The organism is Pseudomonas sp. SMN11 (assembly GCF_052041945.1).
Lineage (GTDB): Bacteria > Pseudomonadota > Gammaproteobacteria > Pseudomonadales > Pseudomonadaceae > Aquipseudomonas.
The window spans coordinates 73,325-94,136 of record NZ_JBKGGW010000017.1 but is presented as its reverse complement, the minus strand read 5'-3'; the positions used below and the strand labels follow the sequence as shown (position 1 = coordinate 94,136).

The window sequence follows — 20,812 nt, the reverse complement described above, 5'->3', positions numbered from 1 at the left end:
TTGAATACCGTCACCCACCCACCACCCGGAGCACTTGACCGCGCGACCACCCGCCGTAACGCTTTGAATCAAGGAAGAAAGCACATGAAGCTGAGTGCCAGCCTCGCACACCGCCCCGACCCTCTGCTGTACCTGCAATTGGGCGAACTCATCGCCAGTACCGGCGCCGACGGTTTCGCCGCACAGATGTTACGCCTGGTCGATGCCCAGGTACCGGTCCACAGGCTCGAGCTGAGCGAATGGACCCTGGACCCGCGCCAGTCCCGTGTCAGCCACATCAGGCTGCTGGGCAGTGCCGGCCTGGAGCAGCAACGGCCGGGCAACGAGCCACTGCGCCACCCGCTGCTGCAGAGCATCATGCAGATGGATGACCCGCTGCTGATCGAGTTCAAGGCGCCGCTGGACGCCCAGCATCCCCACCAGTGCCACCTGGTGTCCTGCAGCGGTGACCGGCGCTGGGTCATCTGCTTCCATCGCCTGCCTGAGCAAAGGGCGTTTACCCTGGCTGAACTGTCACAGCTGAAGAGCCTTTCCGACACCTTGCTGCCCTTGGTCGAGCACCATGGCCAGCTGCTCGGCCAGGGCCTTGCGCGTCGCGTCGGCTCGCCCCTGGCCGACCTTGAAGCGGGCTCGTTGCGCCACTCCTTTGGCGAGCGCCTGATCCAGGAAGCCGTCAGGCTTTCCAGCCGTGAGGAGGAAGTGTGCCTCGGCCTGCTGACCGGCGGCACGGTGCCGGAACTGGCGCAGAAGCTGAATGTGAAGAACAGTTCGATCGAAACCTACCTCAAGCGCGCCACCGCCAAGCTGGGGGTCAGTGGCCGCCATGGGCTGGCGAAATGGATGGCCGGCGCCTGACCGTACGAGAGCCCCGTGATGCCCCGACATGCTCTTACCCTGTGCGCCGCACTGCTGTGCGGCTGCTCCCTGGTACCGGACTATCAGCGCCCCGCCGCCCCTGTGCCCGAGCAGTTCCCGCAAGGCCCGGCCTATCAGGGCGACGCGCTGGCGCGCCGGCACGCCGAGGACTGGCGCCAGGTGTTCCAGGACCCGGTTCTGCGCCAACTGATCGACAGTGCGCTGGCCAACAACCGCGACCTGCGCGAGGCTGCGCTGAACGTCGAAGCCTACCGCGCCCAGTACCGCATCCAGCGTGCCGACCTGCTGCCGAAGGTGTCGGCCGATGCTCAAGGTAAGCGCCAGTACCTGCCCCGGGGCATGACCGGTACTGACCAGGGCATGATTACCTCGACCTACGCGGCGAAGCTGGGCATCAGTGCCTACGAACTGGACCTGTTCGGTCGCGTGCGCAGCCTCAGCGACCAGGCGCTGCTGACGTACCTGGCCAGTGAAGAGGCACGGCGCAGCACACAGCTGAGCCTGGTGGCCAGTGTTGCCAGCGCCTACCTGACCTGGCGTGCCGATCAGGAGTTGCTGGTGCTATCGCAGGATACCTTGGCGGCCGACGAGCGCAGCCTGCGCCTGACCACCGCACAGCGACGCGCCGGCACGGTGTCGGCGCTGGATCAGATCCAGTCACGCACCAGCGTCGACAGCACCCGCGCCACGGTGGCGCGCTACAAACGCCAGGTGGCCCAGGATCTCAACCAGCTGACCTTGCTGGTGGGTACGCCGGTGGATGGCGACCTGGCCGCGCTGCCCCTGGCCGACGATCAGATCGCCGGGCTGCCAGCGGGCTTGCCTTCGGACCTGCTGCGCCGCCGCCCGGACATCGTCCAGGCGGAATATCAGCTGCGCGCGGCCAACGCCAACATCGGCGCGGCGCGGGCGGCGTTCTTTCCCAGCATCAGCCTCACCGCCAACGCCGGCAGCACCAGCCCGCAGCTGAGCGGCCTGTTCGACGGCGGCAGCGGCACCTGGCTGTTCCAGCCACAGATCAGCCTGCCGATCTTCACCGCTGGCAGCCTGCGCGCCAGCCTGGATTATGCAAGGTTGCAGAAGGACATCCAGGTGGCGCAGTACCAGAAGGCCATCCAGAGCGCGTTTCAGGAAGTGGCCGATGGCCTGGCGGCACGGGCGACCTATCAGCGCCAGCTACAGGCCCAGCGCGAGCTGGTGGCGTCGAACGAGCGTTACTACAACCTGGCCGAGCATCGTTACCGGATCGGCGTGGACAGCAGCCTGACCTTTCTCGATGCCCAGCGCTCGCTGTTCACGGCGCAGCAAGGGTTGATCAGTGACCGCCTGGCGCAGCTGGTGGCGGAAGTGAACCTGTATGCAGCGCTGGGTGGCGGGTGGCAGGCCGGGGACCCAGGCATTTACTAAAAGCCGGCGCGTACCCTGTGGGAGCCGGGCTTGCCGGCTCCCACAGGGATCGCGCCAGCTGTCAGGCGGCGCTCAGGTGCTCGTAGAGAATGGTCGTACCGACCAGCATCAGCACGATGCCACCCATGATCTCGGCGCGCTTGCCGACCACCGAACCCAGCGCACGCCCGAGCATGGTGCCGATCGTCACCATGGTCATGGTCGCCAGGCCGATCGCCGCGGCGGCCACCCAGATGTTCACGTCGACGAACGCCAGACCGATGCCCACTGCCAGGGCGTCGATGCTGGTGGCTAGAGCCGTGACCGCGAGGATCCAGAACGAATGCTGGCTCTGTTTCTCTTCTTCTTCGTCATCCGGCTTCAACCCGGCATGCACCATGTGCGCGCCGAGCAGCAGCAACAGGGTAAAGGCGATCCAGTGGTCCCACTGTTCGACATACTGGCTGGCCGCCTGGCCCAGCAACCAGCCGATGACCGGGGTGATGGCTTCGATGATGCCGAAGATCAGGCCGGTGCGCAGGGCCTCGGCCAAACGTGGCTTGTGCAGGCTCGAACCCTTGCCGATGGCGGCCGCGAAGGCATCCGTGGACATGGCGAAGGCGAGAAAGACGAGGGAAATGGGGTTCAACGATCGAGCTCCAGCCGGGCAACGAGTCAACGACAGACGACCTGCAGGCCCGGCTTGGCTGCAGGAAGGTCGTTGGTCTCGCCAATCCGCGTGGATGCGCTGGCCATGGCAGGTTGCCAAATATGTTGACCAGAGCGCCTTCGCAGTGCGTGAAGGCAGGCTACTCCCCAATGAGTGGCGCGATGATACCAGCGCAGCGTGAAAAAATCGTGAAAAAGCTTCCACTCCGTTGAGCAATGAATAGGCCAGTTCCCTGACGGCATTTGGAAATGCGCGCTCACCTACTATTTTTGCTAGTTGCCACAATGTCATTAAAAGAAAACTATCCGTACTATCTGAATGCCAGGCACCTGAAGATGAATAGCAAAATTTTTTACTTTTTCGCCGGCGCGCGTTTGAAGAGTGTCGTACAACACCAGCACTCCCGAACCGCTTTTCGGCACAATCAAATCACTCTTGCTGAATTACACAGTGACCTAATCACCCCCATCCTCTTTGCTATCGACTCTCACGGCTCTCCCCTCAGGGTTGGTATCCCACGCGAATCATTTGGCATTGCCTATACACCTTATGGCCTGAATACCCCCTTTCCAATCCCAATCCTGACTGGCTACAACGGTGAGCATCTTGGGCCGGTCGGTGGGCTGTACCTGCTCGGACAACGTCGCATCTACAACCCGGTTAGTATGAGATTTTACTCCCCGGATGAGTACTCACCCTTCTCAACCGACGCAGGGCCCAATTGCTACGCATATTGCGGAGCCGACCCAACAAACTATACAGACCCTTCAGGGCAGATGCGTCGATTTTTCATGCGCAACCATGATGTGATGTGGGGTAGTGGCACTAAAGTCCCATGGCGCTATACATCGGCGAGCTCTCCGTTGAAAAGACTAACCGGAAAGAGTTCGAGCAACAGTCTCGCCAAGAGATCGACTTCACCTGTACACATTTCGCCTTACTCCATGGGCACACGCCATTCAGTAGCAGAAGCTAATCTTTTCCAAAATATTGAGCTTTATGCACAGGCCAGAAAAATTCTGCCTCTAATTCCCCTGACCAAGCAGCAAAAAAAAATACCAGGGTTTCGGCATTATCAAATCGAGGTACTGGATCTGTCTTTCAGAGAAGAAGAATGGATGCATTCCTTTTTTAAGCGCCACCCAACACTTAAAGGCACAAATGAAGCCTTCGATATATTCGAAGGCACGGAAAACTTCCTGGGCAAACTCCATGATGCGATGAGACAAACTCGAACGAGGTGAAACCCGTCTCAGCTGCTCATCAGATTTCAGATCTGCCACTACGCAAAACCACTAGACTGATTGCGTGACTACCCCATGCTTTGAGCACGCAGGGAAAGTCGTAAGACTCTTTACAGCAGGGGGGCTGCCACACGTGGAGGTGTGCGATGAGCCAGTTCAAGCGTCTGTTCGTCATGCTCGGCCCGCAAATGCGCCATACCCCGGCGCTACAACGCGCGGCGGCGCTGGCCGAGTCCAGTGGTGCCCTGCTGGATATCAATGTGTTCGTCGACGATGTCGACACCTTTGGCCTGATGAGCGACGGCCGCGAGCGTGAGCGGCTACTTGGCGACAATCGCCAGTGGCTGGCCGACGAAGCCGAGCAACTGGGCAACGCCGGGCTCGATGTCTCCACCGAACTGCTGTTGACCCGCGACCCGCTGGGCAGCGTGCTTGAACGCATCGAACGGCTGGGTTGCGACCTGCTGATCAAGGACGTGCAGCACGAACCGGTACTCAAGCGCTTGCTGGTCACGCCGCTGGATTGGCAATTGCTCAAGGAAAGCCCGGTGGCCGTGCACCTGGTCAGCGACATCCGCCTGCCGCTGCCCCGGCAGATTGCGGCGGCGGTGGACCTCAACTGCCTGGGTGCCGGCGAGCACCTGGACGATCAGGTAATCCACAGCGCCCATGCCCTGGCCCTGCAATGCAACGCCGAACTGCACCTGCTGCATGTGTGCGATGCGGCCAAGACCCATATCGCCGACTTTGGTGCTGGCACAGTCACCATGCCCGGGTTCGATGGCAGTGTGCGCACGGCGCAGCGTGCGGCGTTCAACCGGCTGGGCGACCACCACCAGATTCCGTTGGAGCGACGGCACTTTGTCGAAGGTGCGGCGATCCGGGCGATTGCCCAGTTCGTCAGCCACAGTCGGGTCGATGTGATCGTGATGGGCAGCCATCGGCATGATGCGATGCAGACGTTCCTCGGCGGCACCACGGCGCATGTGCTGGAGCATCCGCTTTGCAACGTGCTGGCAATCAAGGGATCTGGCTGAGATCCGGGCTGGCTGAACTGGCCCCTTCGCGGGGCAAGCCCGCTCCTGCAGGTATACCACCAGCCTGAAGGGCTGCGCGGGCCTTGTGGGAGCGGGTTTACCCGCGAATAGGATGGTCCTGCCAAACTCATGGTATCTGGCACACCAGTTCTAATTAAAAATAATGCATTTGATAATGATTCGTAGTAGTTTCTCAGCGCTTCCCACACTCCCCCTCAGCGCCCTACTCCAGGATCGTACCGTCGATGCGTCGCACGTTCGTTTCGCTTTGTGTGCTTCAAGCTATCTCCCCGCTGGCCCTCGCCGAGCCCGAGCCGCTCAATGACCCGGCCCGGATCGAACTCCAGGCCCTGAACATCACCAGCAGCGCCGACAGCGAACGCGCCGATGGCCCGGTGGACGGCTACAAGGCCAACCGCTCGGCCACTGCCACGCGCACCGACACCGCCCTGCACGAAACCCCGCAATCGATCAGCGTGGTGCCCAAGGATGTGCTCGAAGACACCGGCGCCACCCGCCTGCAGGACGGCCTGGACTACGCCGGTGGCGTCGGCCGCGCCAACAACTTCGGCGGCCAGGGCCTGACCACCTTCACCGTGCGCGGCTTCACCACCGGCGAGTTCTACCGCAACGGTTTCCCGATCAACCGCGGCTACCCCAATGCCCCCGATGCCAACACCGTCGAGCGCCTGGAAGTGATCCGCGGCCCGGCCACCACCCTGTATGGCCGTGGCGACCCCGGTGGCACCTTCAACGTGGTCAGCAAGCAGCCGCTGGCCGAGCCCAAGGTGACCCTCGGTAGCCAGTTCGATGACCAGGGCATGCACCGGGCGACCCTGGATGCCACCGGGCCGCTGAACGCCGATGGCTCGCTGGCTTATCGCCTGAATGTGCTGGGCGAAGCTGGCGACAGCTTCCGCGACGATGTCGAAAGCGAGCGCTATGACGTGGCGCCGGTGATCAGCTGGCAGGTCAACGATGCCACCAAGGTCATCTTCGAAGGTGACTTCATGCGCAACAATCACCCGCTTGATCGCGGCCTGACCCGCCTGCCCGGCCAGCGCGGCACAGCCTCGCGCGACACCAACATCTGGGAAAAAGGCAGCGACAACCTGCTGCACAACGACAACAACATGGCCCAGCTGCGCTTCGAGCACCTGCTCAACGACAACTGGACCCTGGGCGGCGGCATGCAATGGCTGGACGGCTCGCTCAAGGGCAACGCCGTGGAAGCCAACGGCCTGCAGGCCGACGGCCGCACCCTGGGGCGCAACTTCAACTACCGCAAGCTGGAGTGGACCGACCGCGACTACCAGCTCAATCTCACCGGCCACTTCGACACCGGTGGCTTCGCCCATACCCTGCTGACCGGCATCGAGTACGAAGACTACGACTACAACTCGATCATCCAGCGTTCGGCCGCAGGTACCGGAGCCTACCCGATCGACATTTTCGACCCGGTACTGGGCCAGCCTCGCCCTGCCCTGACCCGCACCACCACCCATGACAAGGAAAACCTCAAGACCTGGGCGGCCTTCATCCAGGACCAGGTGGCCCTGACCGAGCGCCTGAAAGCCCTCGCCGGCGTTCGCGTTGAGCGCTTCGAGCATGACTACGACAACAAGCTGAACAATGCCGGTGACTTCAACAAGGGCGAGAACGGCGTCACCCCACGCTTCGGCCTGATCTACGACCTGACCGACACGGTTGCCATCTACGCCAACACCGCGCGCTCGTTCAAGCCCAACAGCGGTGCGAGCCTGCAGGGCACAGGCTTCGATCCGGAAAAGGGCAAGTCTTACGAGCTCGGCGTGAAGTGGGAAGCGCTGGACCGTCAGCTGAGCGTGGACGCGGCGATCTACCACATCGTCAAGGAAAACGTGCTGACCCGCGACCCGAACGACCCGACCGGCACCTACAGCGTCGCTGCCGGGGAAGTGCGCAGCCGCGGCCTGGACATCAACGTCGCTGGCAACCTGACCCCGGAATGGCGGATGATCGGCGGCTACGCGTACGTCGACGCAGAGGTGACCAAGGACAACAGCATCCCCACCGGCACCCGCCTGGCGAACATCCCGCGCAACAGTTTCAGCCTGCTCAACACCTATGAGTTCCAGGATGGGCTGGCCAAGGGCCTGGGGCTTGGGGTTGGCGTGAAGTACGTGGATGACCGCGCCGGGCAGACGGCGGCCAGTACCTACACCATGGAGCGCTACAGCGTGGTCGACCTGCTGAGCTTCTACAAGGTCAACGAGCACGTGCGGTTGAACCTGGACGTGAAGAACGTGTTCAACAAGGGCTATGACGAGGGGGCGTTCAACACCTACGTATACCCAGGGGCACCACGCACGGTGCAGGCCGGGGTTTCCTACACCTTCTGAAAGGCTGGGGCCGCTATGCGGCCCCAAACATCAGAAGCCCTTGCTGTAGAACAGCGAGTAGGACTCGATGCCGTCGTTCGGTTGCTTGATGCCGGCGTTTGAGTAATGGATGGCACGCAGGCCGACTTTCTGCTCGCCCGGTAGCTTCAGGCCAAAACCGATGCGATCTTCGAAGTTGAATGCCGACCCCATGCGCTGATCGCCCACCTCGGTCTTGGAGAACACCGCCACGCCAATACCCGCTTCGATGTAAGGGGTGTAGCTGAAGCCGCTGAATTCGTAGGTGAATACCGGGCTGAACGAAAGGGAGTGAGCACCGCTGGCATCGCCTCCTTCCCAATAGGTGTAACCGGCATCCCAATAACCGGTTACATAGCCTGTGTCGCTTTCGAGCCACTTCTTGTCCCAGTCGAACGACATGCCGATACGGTAGGTCATGTCGCCCTGGCTGGTGGCACCCACGGCGGCGGAAACCTGCGCTGCCTGGGCCAGGTTGCTTGTGGCGCAGGCCAATACGGCGGCGGCCAGCATGCTGGCGAGACGAATTCTCATCGACGACTTCTCCTGATGGTCAACTAGGCCGTTGCCAAAGGGCGACGGCTTGGCAAACGGGGGCTTGAGCCCCTCGAATTTTGCGGTGACCGGTGCATCCCAACCGGTCACACGAGGTAATACTTTTCTGATTATTGTCCAGATAATCAGAAAGTTGAAAGTGAATTGCCACCATTGGCTGATTTCACCTGCAACACCACGCCTGCCCATCAGTCATATTCGGCCTCCTCATGCTCCCCCAGCAGGCGCCGTTGCCGAGCTGTCGCCTGCTCCAACACCCGTGAATTGAACTGCCAGCTCAGGTATGGGGAGAACTTCTGCGCCACCATGCGCCGGCCGTAATGCACCTGCAGCATGTCCCGCGTGCGGGTGCTGCTGTTGGCCCCGCCGCTGTGCCAGACATCGCTGCGAAACACCAGTACATCCCCCGCCTGGCACAGCATCGGCTGTGCCTCGCGGCCCTGCCATTGCTCCTCGCCGGCTTGTGGCGGGCGCGCAGCGCGGTGGCTGCCGGGGACCACCCAGGTGGGGCCGATGTCGAGGTCGATGTCGCTGAGGTACAGCTGAGCGGTCAGGATCTGCGCAGGCAGGCTGAAATCGCTGCGTTCACGCAGCCATGGCGGCAATGCCATGGGCAGATGATCCAGGTGCAACGCCATGCCTGGATAGCCTGGGTGGCTACGCCAGGCCGTCTGGCCGATGACGTGGCAATCCGCGCCAAGCACCGCTTCGGCCAGTTCGATCACTGGCGGCAGGTCGAGAAACGGCAACCACAGCGGGTTGCGGTTGAAGACGCATTTGTAATGTTCAAGCAACCCTTGGTAATCCCAGTGAATCGGCTGCAGGTCATCGATGGCGCAGCGCAGCAAGGCAATGCGCAACGGCTCGAGCACACCGGGCAGCCACAGGTAGCCTTGCTCATGCAGCTGCTGCAACCGGCCATCGATGCTCATCGGTCATGCCTCAACGCCAGTTCAGGTTGGCCGTGGCCGGTGCCTTGCCGTTTACGGTCACCTGCTGCTGGACAGTGGTGCCATCTGCCTGGCCGATGACCTTGTACTGGCCTGGCGGAAGCTGCACGTAAAGCAGTGGCCCGGCGTCCTGCACGTTCAGCAGCGACTTGCCCTGTGCATTCTGGATTTCGACCGTAGCGCCGCTTTGGAACTTGCCGTCAGGCCCGGTCGAGAGCTCGACATGCAAGTCATAGCCTTTGGTGCGCCGCATGGCATTGGCTTCGTCCTGGCCGATACCGCCTGCCAGGTAACGGATACCGTTCTGTTCCTGGGGCTGCAATTGCACAGCCTGCATGTCGATAGGGGCGTTGTGGTCTTCGACTTCCGCTGCAGCAGCCAGGGTCCAGGGCAGCGCCAGTGCAATCAGCAGCGTGGCGCCCAAAGCATAGTGATGGTTACGCATGGTCAGCTCCTCCTCAGGGAGATGGCTTACCTAATGTTGGACCCCATCCACCGCTGATGTTCAGGCCGTTCGCCGCTCTTCGAGAAGTTTCACGAACATGCTCAGGCTGCGTGAAACCGTGCCGCGACGCCACACCAGCCAGGTCTTCAGGTAGCGGAACTGCTCCTGCATCGGCCAGGCGCAGACCGTGCTGCAGCCGGGCATATTGTCGAGCATGCTGCGCGGCAGCATGGCCAGGCCGGCACCGGCGCTGACGCAGGCAAGCATGCCGTGGTACGACTCCATTTCATGGATCTTGCCGGGCACCGCCTGGTCCTGGACGAACCAGTTCTCGAAGTGGTGGCGGTACGAACAGTTGGCACGGAAGGCGTAGATGCTCGCGCCGTTGACATCCTGGGCGCGGGTGACCGGGGCGTGGTTGAGCGGCGAGATGATCACCATCTCCTCCTCGAACACCGGCATGCCTTCGAGCGTGGGGTGCAACACCGGGCCGTCGACGAAGGCCGCCACCAGTCGCCCCGCCAGCACGCCTTCGAGCATGGTCCCCGAGGGCCCGGTGGACAGGTCGAGGTCGACCGTGGGGTAGCGCTGGTTGTAGGCGGCCAGCAAGGCCGGAATACGCACCGCCGCCGTGCTCTCCAGCGAACCCAGGGCGAAAGTGCCCTGGGGGTCTTCGCCGGCCACGGTCAGCCGCGCTTCGTGCACCAGGTCGAGGATACGCCGGGTGTATTCAAGAAAATTCCAGCCCGCTGGCGAAAGGCGCAGGCGGCTTTTTTCGCGGATGAACAGCTCGACGCCGAGGTCTTCCTCCAGCTGCTTGATGCGCGTGGTCAGGTTCGACGGCACCCGATGGATGTGCTGGGCGGCGGCGCTGATGCTGCCCTGCTCGGCCACGGCCTTGAAGATCTCCAGTTGCACCAGGTCCACAGTCATTCTCCAAACGTGAATGTTTCGCTCATTATTATTCAGTTTTCATTAAAGCCATAGCCCACTAGTCTGGCGTCACTGATTAACAACAACGAGAGTGTCCAGCCATGAGTGCGATCAGCAGCCTGACCCACGCCATCTCCGTCGACCCGTTCAGCGGCGAGCAGATCGGCGCCTACCCCTTCGACACCGACGCCGCACTGGAAGCGGCGCTGCAACGTGCCAAGGCTGGCTACGGCCAGTGGCGCCAAGTGTCGCTGGGTCAGCGCAGCGAGTACCTGCTCGCCCTGGCCAGCACCCTCGAAGCCAAGGCCGAAGCCTTCGCGCAGATGATCAGCCGCGAAATCGGCAAGCCGATCGCCCAGGCCCGTGGTGAAGTCGCCAAGTGCGTCGGCCTGTGCCGCTGGTATGCCGAGCACGGCCCGGCCATGCTCGCCGCCGAGCCGACCCAGGTCGAGAAAGCCCGCATCGAATACCGCCCGCTGGGCCCGATCCTGGCCGTGATGCCGTGGAACTTCCCGGTCTGGCAGGTACTGCGCGGCGCCGTACCGGCGATCCTGGCGGGCAACACCTACGTGCTCAAGCACGCACCGAATGTGATGGGCAGCGCCTACTTGCTGGGTGAGCTGTTCAAGGACGCCGGCCTGCCTGAAGGGGTGTTCGAGGTACTGAACGTCACCCCGGACGGCGTCACCCGCGCCATCAACGACGTGCGCATCGCTGCCGTGACCCTGACCGGCAGCGTGCGTGCCGGCATGGCCATCGGTGCCCAGGCGGGTGCGGCGCTGAAGAAGTGCGTGCTGGAGCTGGGCGGTTCCGACCCGTTCATCGTGCTGGCCGATGCCGATATCGACGCCGCCGTGCAGGCCGCCGTGATCGGTCGCTACCAGAACACCGGCCAGGTCTGCGCCGCCGCCAAGCGGCTGATCATCGAAGAGGGTGTGGTCGAGGAATTCACGCGCAAGTTCGTCGAAGCCACTCGCAAGCTGAAAATTGGCAACCCGTTGGAAGACGACACCTACATCGGCCCGATGGCCCGCTACGACCTGCGTGACGAGCTGGATGGCCAGGTTCAGGCGACGCTGGCCGAAGGTGCCACCCTGCTGCTGGGCGGCAACAAGGTCGAAGGCGTGGGCAACTTCTATGCACCGACCGTGTTCGCCAACGTCACACCGGACATGACTGCCTTCAAGCAGGAGCTGTTCGGGCCGGTGGCGGCGATCATCACGGCCCGTGATGCCGATCATGCCGTTGAGCTGGCCAACGACAGCGAATTCGGCCTGGCATCGACCATCTACACCGCCGACTATGCACTGGCCGAGCGCATGACCGCAGCGCTGGATACCGGTGGCGTGTTCATCAACGGCTACTGCGCTTCCGACCCCCGCGTGGCGTTTGGTGGCGTGAAGAAGAGCGGTTTCGGGCGCGAGCTGTCGCACTTTGGTGTGCGCGAGTTCACCAATGCCCAGACCGTGTGGCTGGATCGTAACTAATTTCAGGCTTTGGGGCCGCGTTGCGGCCCTTTCCGACCGGTCCGGCGCCCCGGCAAGGCCGCTTCTACAGGGGATCGCGTTTCCCTGTAGGAGCGGCCTTGTGTCGCGAGAGGGCTGAAAAGCAGGCCCAGCAATATCAATCCCGAACCTGGTCCTTGACCCAGTCCAGCATCCCCCCCGGCACGATCAGTTCATGCCGCGCCCGCGAACAGGCGGTATACAGCCCCGCCAGCATCCGCGCCCGCTCGGTGCGATTGCCCGTCGTGCTCGGCGCCACCATCAGCTCCGGCGAGACCATCACCCGGGCGAACTCCATGTTCTTCACATCCCGCACCCGCCCGAGGAACAGCTTCGGCGCCTTGTCCCAGCGGTAGCGGCTCTTGGCCTTGGCGAAATGCTCGGCGGTGTAGCCTTTGCGCAACATGCCGGCCACGGCAACAAAGGCCTTGTCATCGCCCTTGTCCTGCTCCAGCGCCTGCCAGCTGGGGTAACGGAACAACATCGGGTGGCGTGCCCGGGTGCCGTAGCGGTGCAGCTCGATGCAGTCCTCGACGAACAGTTCGAAGTCCTTGCGCGCACTTTTCAGCAGCACGAACGGGACCCCTTGATGGGTCAGGCGCTGGAACCAGCCGAACAGGCCCCATTCGTCATCGACGATCAGGGCGGTGGGCTGTTCAGGCACCGTCACCGTGTCGAAGAAGCTCACCCGCGTGTAATGCTCGGCACTGCCACTGAAGGCGGCCTGGATCGCCGCCGGGTGCGCCTGGATCAGCGGGTTGAGCACGCCATCCATGGCTGGGCCGGCACGCAGCGAATGATCGATGTAGCGCTGGCGGATGAAGTTGCCATGGTGCGGGCTGAGGCCATTGAGGTTCTGCAGTTCATCGCCCAGGGCAATCACTGACTGCGGGCTGCGATCGAGCACGGCCAGCATCGGAGCCGAAAGCTCATGGGCCTCGTCGACGATGACGTGGCTGTAGCGGCTGTCGATGACCTCGGCCGTCAGCGACAGCAGCTTGACCCGGTGGTAGTCGCGTACCGGCAGCTGGATTTCACGGGCGGACGGGCGGATCAGTTCGTGCCAGTACAGGCGGGCCTTTTCCAGCAGCACTTCCTGGTCCAGCGGCGTGGTGCCCGGCCCGGCCCAAGGCAAGTGATGCAGCTGCAACTGGCTGTCACCGCTGCGGCAGAAGCTGCGCACGGCCTTGACGCACAGGGCCACCACGTCGCGCGCGGCAAGCGGGCCGATGTCGGGGATGTTCAGCCAGCGCACCACCTGTGCCTCTTGCGGGCGCCACGACAGTTTGGTGCGGTACGGGTCGCGCAGGCGCCAGCCGTTACTGGTGAGGTCACGGTTGAGGATGTCGTCGGCCAGCTGGCCGAAAGTCATCGCAGTGTAGGCTTGGGCATCTTTCACCCGTGCCTGCAATGCCCGCAGCTGGCCTTCGGTGAGGGCCAGCAACAGCGTGCGCTGGGGGTCGAGCAGACGCGCGAACTGGTGGATCAGGAAGGTCTTGCCGGTGCCGGCGAAACCCTGCACGGCAACCGATTCGTCGACGCCGCACAGGAACTCGCGCAGCAGGCGGTTCTGTTGGTCACTGAGCATCAGGTCGCTGGCCAGTGACGGCAGGTAGACCGGGTGCAGCGGGGTTACGCGCTGGCGGTAGCTGTCGGCGAACTGGAAATTCCACTGGCCTTCGGCGTCCTGGAACTCGTCGGCCTGGTACTCGGTTTCGGCCGACACCAGGGCGACGCCGTTCTCACCGAGCATGCCCAGCCCCATGGCGAACGCCTCGCGGTCGAAGTGCTGCGCGACCTGCCGCTGGAAGCGGCCTGGAGCTGCAGCTTCGACTTCGTTGGCGATGCGCACGATCTCGGCGAAGCGGCGCTCCTGTGTGTCCGCCGAGGCGCTGGCCGGTTGGCGCGGCAGGTTCTGCACGAACAGCACGGCGGCAGTTTCCAGCAGGCTGGCGCTCGGGAAGAAGTCGGTGGCGGGGGGCGCGCTGGCCAGGCGGTCGGCCTGGTCGCTGGGCAAAGGCAGGTAGAACATCGGGACCTCGGGTGGAAACTGCCGGGCACGATAGCAATTTTCCAATGGGAATGCTGGGTTGTCTGTACCGGCCTCTTCACGGGTGAACCCGCTCCCACAGGTACCGCGCTGCCTTCAAGACCTGTGATATCCCTGTGGGAGCGGGTTTACCCGCGAAGAGGCCGGTACAGGCAACAGAATTCTCAGGCCCTGCCCCGCTTGAGGGTCTCGCTCGGAAACTCCTTGAACAACTGCCGGTAACTTTCTGAAAACCTTCCCAAATGCCAGAATGACCAGCGCATGGCCACTTCCGCAACGGTCACCTCACCGCCGCGCAACAGATCCCGCCTCGCGCCATTGAGCCGACGCAAGCGCAGCCAGTGCGCCGGTGGCATCCCGGTGAACGCCTTGAACGCCTGCTGCAACTGGCGCAGTGACACACCGGCCACCTCGGCCAGTTCCACCAGGTTGAGGGTTTCTTCCGGGCAATCTGCGGCCCACTCACTGACCCGCTGCATGATCGCCCGCTCCTCGCCGCGCCGCCCCAGCGCCCCGCCCTGCAAGCGCTGGCAGGCGTTATCGAGAATGAACAGGCAGTCCTCGAGCAGCTGCTCAGCCAGTGCCTGCCCTTGCAGCGGGCAGTCCGCTTGGCCAAGGCGGGTCAAGGTGGCACTCAGCCAGCTGCCGAACAACGCATTCTGGCCGCTGCCTAGCGGCACCATGAACAAGCCTTCGAGACGTTGCGGGTCCAGGCCATGGCGGGCAAGAAACGCCTGGTCGAACACCACCGCCACTTCCTGGTAGTTCTCTGGCGTGATCCAGATGTTGCGGCTCTGTTCGTTGAGCAGGTACAGGCTGTTTTCACTCTGGTCGAAACAGAACGCCAATGAACCGCTCGGCGCACGGAAGAATTGCTCGACGCGGGTATTCAGGCGCTCTTCATACACCTCCACGCCGTCGAGCCCCAGGCAGCGCAGCTGGCCGCTGAAATGCCCTGGCGACATCTGCCGGTACTGCTGCTGCCAACCGGGGGTGGCGCGCACCTGTTCTGTGACATCGGTGGTGTGGAAAGCCTGAACCTGCAAGGCATTGGGCGTTATCACGCTTTGTCCTATTTGCACTCTTTTGGTGCATTCATTACCGAAGAAAGTGGATAGATGGCTTTGCGAGCCTGCGCTCAAGATAGTCTCCAGCGCGCCACCTGGGAAGTCACCGGCACCTGCCGCGCACACAAAAACCCAACCAAGAGGTCTGTATGAACGCCCCCTTCGATCAGCTGTCCACCTGGCTGAAAGAACACCGCATCACTGAAGTCGAATGCGTGATCAGCGACCTGACCGGCATCGCCCGCGGCAAGATCGCACCGACCGCCAAATTCCTCCACGAGCGCGGCATGCGCCTGCCCGAAAGCGTGCTGCTGCAGACGGTCACCGGCGACTACGTCGACGACGACATCTACTACAACCTGCTCGATGCGGCCGACATCGACATGATCTGCCGCCCCGACCCGACGGCGGTCTACCAGATCCCGTGGGCCATCGAGCCCACCGCCATCGTCATCCACGACACCTTCGACAAGCACGGCAACCCGATCGAGCTGTCGCCGCGCAACGTATTGAAGAAAGTGCTCAAGCTGTATGCCGACAAAGGCTGGCAGCCGATTGTCGCGCCGGAAATGGAGTTCTACCTGACCCAGCGCTGCGAAGACCCGGACTTGCCCCTGCAAGTACCACTGGGCCGTTCGGGCCGTGCCGAAAGCGGGCGCCAGTCGTTCTCGATCGACGCTGCCAACGAATTCGACCCGCTGTTCGAAGACGTCTACGACTGGTGCGAACTGCAGGGCCTGGACCTGGACACGCTGATCCACGAAGACGGCCCGGCGCAGATGGAGATCAACTTCCGGCATGGTGACGCGCTAGACCTGGCCGACCAGATCACCGTGTTCAAGCGCACCATGCGTGAAGCCGCGCTCAAGCACAATGTCACCGCCACCTTCATGGCCAAGCCGATCACCGACGAACCGGGCAGCGCCATGCACCTGCACCAGAGCGTGGTCGACATTGCTACCGGCAAGCCGATATTCGCCAATGAAGATGGCAGCATGAGCGAGCTGTTCCTGCACCACATAGGTGGCCTGCAGAAGTACATCCCCAAGCTGCTGCCGATGTTCGCACCGAACGTCAACTCGTTCCGCCGCTTCCTGCCAGATACTTCGGCGCCGGTGAACGTCGAATGGGGCGAGGAAAACCGCACCGCCGGCCTGCGCGTGCCGACCTCCAGCCCCGATGCCATGCGCGTCGAGAACCGCCTGCCGGGCGCCGACGCCAACCCTTACCTGGCAATCGCCGCCAGCTTGCTGTGCGGTTACCTGGGCATGGTCGAGAGGATCGAGCCGAGCGCGCCGGTCCAGGGCCGTGCGTATGAGCGGCGCAACCTGCGGCTGCCGATCACCATCGAGGACGCGCTGCAGCACATGGAAGACTGCGAGACCGTGCAGCAGTACCTGGGCAAGCAGTTCGTCCAGGGCTACGTGGCGGTCAAGCGCGCCGAGCATGAAAACTTCAAGCGCGTCATCAGTTCCTGGGAGCGCGAGTTCCTGCTGCTGAGCGTGTGATCCCCGGGGGGCGCCAGGCGCCCCCTTGCACCGAACTCAAAGAACAAGACCAACGAGGTGTCGACATGCGTCATCTGCAAGCCCTGATCCCCGCCACATTCGCCCTGCTGTTCGGCGCCGCCGCACAGGCCACGCCCAGCGTCAGCGTGTACAACTGGACCGACTACATCGGTGACACGACCCTGGCCGACTTCCAGGCCAGCAGCGGGATCAAGGTCGTCTATGACGTGTTCGACTCCAACGAAACCCTGGAAGGCAAGCTGCTCGCCGGCCGCACCGGCTACGACGTGGTGGTTCCTTCCAACCATTTCCTGGCTCGCCAGGCCCAGGCCGGTGCGTTCCTGCCGCTGGACCGCAGCAAGCTGCCGAACTGGCAGCACCTGGACCCGAAACTGCTCAAGCAGCTCGAGCAGAACGACCCTGGCAACCAGTACGCAGTGCCGTACCTGTGGGGCACCAACGGCATCGGCTACAACGTCGAAAAGGTCAAGGCCGCACTGGGTGTGGACCGTATCGATTCCTGGGCAACCCTGTTCGAGCCGGAAAACCTGAAGAAGCTCAAGCAATGCGGCGTGGCCTTCATGGACTCGCCCGACGAGCTGTTCCCGGCAATGCTCAACTACCTGGGCATGGACCCGCGCAGCGAGAAGCCGGGCGACTATGCCAAGGCCGAAGCACGCCTGCTCGAACTGCGCCCGTACATCACCTACTTCCACTCCTCCAAGTACGTCTCGGACCTGGCCAATGGTGATATCTGCGTAGCCTTCGGCTATTCCGGCGACGTGTTCCAGGCGGCCAACCGGGCCGTGGAAGCGAAGAACGGCGTGAAGATCGCCTACAGCATTCCCAAGGAAGGCAGCAACCTGTGGTTCGACCTGCTGGCCATCCCCAAGGACGCCCAGAACCCCGAACAGGCCCTGGCCTTCATCAACTACCTGCTCGACCCGAAGGTGATCGCCAAGGTCAGCGCCACGGTCGGCTACGCCAACGCCAACCCTGATGCCCAGGCCTACATGGACGAATCGCTGGTCGACAACCCCGAGATCTACCCACCCCAGGCGGTACTGGACAAGCTGTACATCTCCAGCACCCCGAGCCCGAAGATCATGCGCGTCATGACCCGCTCCTGGAGCAAGATCAAGTCCAACCGTTGAACCGAGAACGCGCCATGCCTTTCGATAACCAACATACCGCGTCGTACTACGCCGCCACGGCGCGCAACACGACGCCCTACCCCAGCCTCGACGGCGAACTGACTGCTGACGTGTGCGTGATCGGTGGTGGCCTGACCGGGGTCAACACCGCGCTGGAGCTGGCTGAACGCGGGCTCAACGTGGTACTGCTGGAAGGCCGCCGCATCGGCTGGGGCGCCAGCGGGCGCAATGGCGGCCAGCTGATTCGCGGCATCGGCCATGATGTCAGCGGTTTTGCCCGCTACGTCGGCCAGGACGGCGTGCGCTACCTGCAGCAGGCCGGCATCGAGTCGGTGGCCCTGGTTGCACGCCGCATAGAACAATATGCGATCGCCTGCGACCTGCGGTGGGGCTTCTGCGAACTGGCCAATACCCCGGCACAGTTCGCTGCCTTCAAGGCTGAACAGGAAGACCTGGCCAGCCTTGGCTACCGCCACGAAACGCGCCTGGTCGGGCCCGAACGCATACACGAGATCGTCGCCAGCGACCAGTACGCCGGCGGCCTGGTAGACATGGGCTCAGGCCATCTGCACCCGCTCGACCTGGTCCAGGGCGAAGCGCGCGTGGCCCATGGCCTGGGAGTGCGGATTTTCGAACAGAGCCCGGTGCTGCGCATCGAACATGGCTCCACGGTGACCGTACACACGGCACGGGGCAAGGTGCGGGCACAGAGCTTGGTGCTGGGCTGCAACGCCCACCTCGACGAACTGGAACCACGCCTGAGCGGCAAGGTGCTGCCGGCCGGCAGCTACGTGGTGGCAACCGAACCGCTGCCGGAAGCACTGGCGAGCAAGCTGATCCCACAGAACATGGCCATGTGCGACCAGAAGGTTGGCCTGGACTACTACCGCCTCACCGCCGACCGCCGCTTGCTGTTTGGCGGCGCCTGCCACTATTCCGGGCGCGACCCCAAGGACATCGCTGCCTACATGCGACCCAAGGTGCTCAAGGTGTTCCCGCAACTGGCCGATGTGCGCATCGACTACCAGTGGGGCGGCATGATAGGCATCACCGCCAACCGTTTCCCCCAAGTGGGGCGGTTGAGCCAGCACCCTAACGTCTTCTACGCCCAGGGTTATTCCGGGCATGGGCTGAACGTGACCCACTGGACGGCGAAGTTGCTGGCGGAAGGTATTGCGCTGGGGCAGAGCCAGGGGCTGGATGTGTTCAGCGCAGTGCCACACTTGACCTTCCTGGGCGGCAAGGCGCTGCGCTCGCCGCTGCTGGCGCTGGGGATGTTGTGGTACCGGTTGCGGGAGGCGCTGGGCTGAGCGCAAGTCAGGCCAAGCCTGTCGCGGGAGTGGCCTGCTCGCGACAGGCTGATTATTACAAACGACCTTATAGAAACAGCCTAACCACTTGATTTTAATCAACTATATCAACAATCAGGTAAATCGAATTAATCACTTAAAGAATGACCTGCAACCCTTTGATTGCAATGACATTTAGTAACTTCAGTGCAGAGCCTGCCGGACGCGTCTCTCCTTGCTCCCATTTACGCACTGTGGATGCGCTGGTATGCAGATGCAGTGCGAACACCGACTGGCTGAAATTCAGTGCCTCGCGAAGCTGGCGAATATCCTGAGCACTGAAATTCCGCACAGGAGCAGGGCAAAGCATTTCGAAATCCCGAAGCGTAACCTTGCCAACAGCCCCGGCCTCATGAAGAGCGAGAAGATCTTCACGCAACGATTCAACAATTTTGCTGCTCACAGCAAACCTCCATCAGAACACCTGATTGCAATGCCCGCCTGAGGGCTAGCGGACAAAGCTCCAGAAAAACCTTGCCAGCGAAGCTCAGTGCCTTTTGTTCTTCCAGCGTGATGGCATCTGATAGCCTTTGCGCGGCTTGCCAACGCGCAAAATCCTCGCGCTTGAGAACTTCCATGAGTGGCCTCCAAACCATACCCGTTACGGGCATAGTTTTTCAATGGTCGCTGCGATTGCATAGACAGCACATTCCTTACTCATCGTAGGAAAACTCAGCACCGTAGCTCCGTGCGGCCGGAGCCAGCCGTCAGCACTTAAGTCATTGCCCCACATCAAGTCGGTATCGATTGCCAAGCGACTTTCCATTCGACCCACTGGCCATCTTCCAAGCACCTGCTAGCGTTGTTCTGGCCGACCCATCATGGATGCATGATCATCATGAAATCATTGCCTCGCGTTACCTTGTTGTGTGCCGCATTGCTCGCTGTAGCCGCGTGCTCCAGCAACCGCGTGGACCCCAAGGACTATTCCGGCTTCCTCAAGGACTACAGCCGCCTGCAGGAAGCCAAGAGCCCATCTGGCGCACCGGTGATGCGCTGGATCGACCCCAAGGTCGATGTCAATCAATACACGCAGGTCTTCATCGAGCCGAGCCAGTTCTACCCCAAGCCGCAAGCGACGGCGGTCATTTCCCAGCAGACGTTGAGTGAAATCACCCGCTACTTCAACGAAGCCTTGCGCCGCGAGATGGGCAGCGTGCTGACCCTGGCCAAGGCGCCCGGCCCGGGCACCATTGTAGTCCGCCCGGCAATCACCGCGGTGTCCACCAGCAATGAAGGCCTCAAGCCCTACGAATTCATCCCCATCGCGCTGCTTGCGGCGGGGGCCAACACCGCGATGGGCGGCCGCGACCAGGAAGTGGATGTCGGTGTCGAAGCGGCCTTCCTCGATGGCGGCAACCAGAAGGTGCTGGCACAGGTAGTACGCAAGGGCACGGGTAAAGAGCTGGAGAACGACAAGACCCAGCTGACCCTCAACGATGTCAAACCGGTGCTCGACGGCTGGGCCAAGGACATGCGCGCCAGCTTCGTTACCCTCAAGAACAAGAGCAAGTAACGCAAAGCCGCTCCGCTCGTCGGAGATAATGCAAAAACGCCATCACTGCCGGGCAGCCTTGCTTTACTCAAGCGGGCTGCCAGGCAGGCGGCACCGCAGACCAGGGACTGGTTGCACAAGCTGGCTGGCAACAGCCGCTCGCTCCGGGCAAGCAACATCGCCGCCCGG

The 20,812-nt window shown here is 62.6% G+C and carries 19 protein-coding genes and 1 riboswitch; of the genes, 10 read left to right on the top strand and 9 right to left on the bottom strand.

The features are described from left to right. Positions 1–84 precede the first annotated feature (84 nt). Both ACLEJU_RS16125 and ACLEJU_RS16120 read left to right on the top strand, forming a co-directional pair. On the top strand, positions 85–855 hold the full coding sequence (locus ACLEJU_RS16125) for a helix-turn-helix transcriptional regulator (protein ID WP_435422756.1): 771 nt from the start codon (positions 85–87) through the stop codon (positions 853–855). Between the two features lie 18 nt (positions 856–873). Then, positions 874–2,283: an efflux transporter outer membrane subunit gene (locus ACLEJU_RS16120; RefSeq protein ID WP_435422755.1), complete on the top strand. Its 1,410-nt coding sequence runs from the start codon at positions 874–876 to the stop codon at positions 2,281–2,283. 61 nt (positions 2,284–2,344) lie between these two features. On the opposite strand, the gene mntP is transcribed toward ACLEJU_RS16120, so the two are convergent. Beyond that, positions 2,345–2,911 carry a manganese efflux pump MntP gene (gene mntP, locus ACLEJU_RS16115; protein WP_435422754.1) on the bottom strand — a complete coding sequence of 189 codons (567 nt, stop codon included), beginning with the start codon at positions 2,909–2,911 and terminating at the stop codon, positions 2,345–2,347. Positions 2,912–2,918: 7 nt separating this feature from the next. After that, a riboswitch (yybP-ykoY riboswitch) is annotated at positions 2,919–3,092 on the bottom strand. 88 nt (positions 3,093–3,180) lie between these two features. Between mntP and ACLEJU_RS16110 the strand changes: the two genes are divergently transcribed. From ACLEJU_RS16110 to ACLEJU_RS16100, 3 genes are all read left to right on the top strand, one after another. Beyond that, positions 3,181–4,176, top strand: coding sequence for an RHS repeat-associated core domain-containing protein (locus ACLEJU_RS16110; RefSeq protein ID WP_435422753.1), 996 nt, complete (start codon positions 3,181–3,183; stop codon positions 4,174–4,176). A 146-nt stretch (positions 4,177–4,322) separates the two neighbouring features. Then, positions 4,323–5,213 (top strand): universal stress protein, encoded by an 891-nt coding sequence (locus ACLEJU_RS16105; RefSeq protein WP_435422752.1) that lies wholly within the window; start codon positions 4,323–4,325, stop codon positions 5,211–5,213. Positions 5,214–5,458: 245 nt separating this feature from the next. Next, positions 5,459–7,594, top strand: a complete 2,136-nt coding sequence (locus tag ACLEJU_RS16100) for a TonB-dependent siderophore receptor (RefSeq protein WP_435422751.1) — start codon at positions 5,459–5,461, stop codon at positions 7,592–7,594. A gap of 30 nt (positions 7,595–7,624) precedes the next feature. On the opposite strand, the gene ACLEJU_RS16095 is transcribed toward ACLEJU_RS16100, so the two are convergent. The 4 genes from ACLEJU_RS16095 to ptrR form a co-directional block, all read right to left on the bottom strand. Then, entirely contained in the window at positions 7,625–8,146 is a 522-nt protein-coding gene (locus tag ACLEJU_RS16095; RefSeq protein ID WP_435422750.1) for an acyloxyacyl hydrolase, read from the bottom strand. Positions 8,147–8,355: 209 nt separating this feature from the next. Next, entirely contained in the window at positions 8,356–9,099 is a 744-nt protein-coding gene (locus ACLEJU_RS16090; RefSeq protein ID WP_435422749.1) for a phytanoyl-CoA dioxygenase family protein, read from the bottom strand. A gap of 10 nt (positions 9,100–9,109) precedes the next feature. Next, entirely contained in the window at positions 9,110–9,562 is a 453-nt protein-coding gene (locus ACLEJU_RS16085) for a carboxypeptidase-like regulatory domain-containing protein (protein WP_435422748.1), read from the bottom strand. Between the two features lie 60 nt (positions 9,563–9,622). After that, positions 9,623–10,489 (bottom strand): putrescine utilization regulator PtrR, encoded by an 867-nt coding sequence (gene ptrR, locus ACLEJU_RS16080; protein ID WP_435422759.1) that lies wholly within the window; start codon positions 10,487–10,489, stop codon positions 9,623–9,625. 107 nt (positions 10,490–10,596) lie between these two features. Between ptrR and ACLEJU_RS16075 the strand changes: the two genes are divergently transcribed. After that, entirely contained in the window at positions 10,597–11,982 is a 1,386-nt protein-coding gene (locus tag ACLEJU_RS16075) for an aldehyde dehydrogenase family protein (protein WP_435422747.1), read from the top strand. 136 nt (positions 11,983–12,118) lie between these two features. Here ACLEJU_RS16075 and ACLEJU_RS16070 read toward each other — a convergent pair whose 3' ends face one another. Both ACLEJU_RS16070 and ACLEJU_RS16065 read right to left on the bottom strand, forming a co-directional pair. After that, positions 12,119–14,032 carry an AAA family ATPase gene (locus tag ACLEJU_RS16070; protein ID WP_435422746.1) on the bottom strand — a complete coding sequence of 638 codons (1,914 nt, stop codon included), beginning with the start codon at positions 14,030–14,032 and terminating at the stop codon, positions 12,119–12,121. Between the two features lie 182 nt (positions 14,033–14,214). Next, a complete protein-coding gene (locus tag ACLEJU_RS16065) occupies positions 14,215–15,114 on the bottom strand; it encodes a helix-turn-helix domain-containing protein (protein WP_435422745.1) in 900 nt (299 codons plus the stop codon). 152 nt (positions 15,115–15,266) lie between these two features. Between ACLEJU_RS16065 and ACLEJU_RS16060 the strand changes: the two genes are divergently transcribed. From ACLEJU_RS16060 to ACLEJU_RS16050, 3 genes are all read left to right on the top strand, one after another. After that, the gene (locus tag ACLEJU_RS16060; RefSeq protein WP_103447193.1) at positions 15,267–16,625 is read left to right on the top strand and encodes a glutamine synthetase family protein; all 1,359 of its coding nucleotides are present in this window, start codon (positions 15,267–15,269) and stop codon (positions 16,623–16,625) included. Positions 16,626–16,690: 65 nt separating this feature from the next. Continuing rightward, complete coding sequence (locus ACLEJU_RS16055; RefSeq protein WP_435422744.1) at positions 16,691–17,779, top strand: polyamine ABC transporter substrate-binding protein; 1,089 nt, start codon at positions 16,691–16,693, stop codon at positions 17,777–17,779. Between the two features lie 14 nt (positions 17,780–17,793). After that, positions 17,794–19,089: an NAD(P)/FAD-dependent oxidoreductase gene (locus tag ACLEJU_RS16050; RefSeq protein ID WP_435422743.1), complete on the top strand. Its 1,296-nt coding sequence runs from the start codon at positions 17,794–17,796 to the stop codon at positions 19,087–19,089. 136 nt (positions 19,090–19,225) lie between these two features. Here ACLEJU_RS16050 and ACLEJU_RS16045 read toward each other — a convergent pair whose 3' ends face one another. Next, positions 19,226–19,531: a helix-turn-helix domain-containing protein gene (locus ACLEJU_RS16045; RefSeq protein ID WP_435422742.1), complete on the bottom strand. Its 306-nt coding sequence runs from the start codon at positions 19,529–19,531 to the stop codon at positions 19,226–19,228. Then, positions 19,512–19,706: a hypothetical protein gene (locus tag ACLEJU_RS16040; protein WP_435422741.1), complete on the bottom strand. Its 195-nt coding sequence runs from the start codon at positions 19,704–19,706 to the stop codon at positions 19,512–19,514. Before ACLEJU_RS16040 ends, ACLEJU_RS16045 begins: the two co-directional genes overlap by 20 nt. Positions 19,707–19,966: 260 nt before the next feature. Between ACLEJU_RS16040 and ACLEJU_RS16035 the strand changes: the two genes are divergently transcribed. Further along, positions 19,967–20,644: a DUF3313 domain-containing protein gene (locus ACLEJU_RS16035; RefSeq protein WP_435422740.1), complete on the top strand. Its 678-nt coding sequence runs from the start codon at positions 19,967–19,969 to the stop codon at positions 20,642–20,644. The last annotated feature ends 168 nt before the right edge of the window (positions 20,645–20,812 follow it).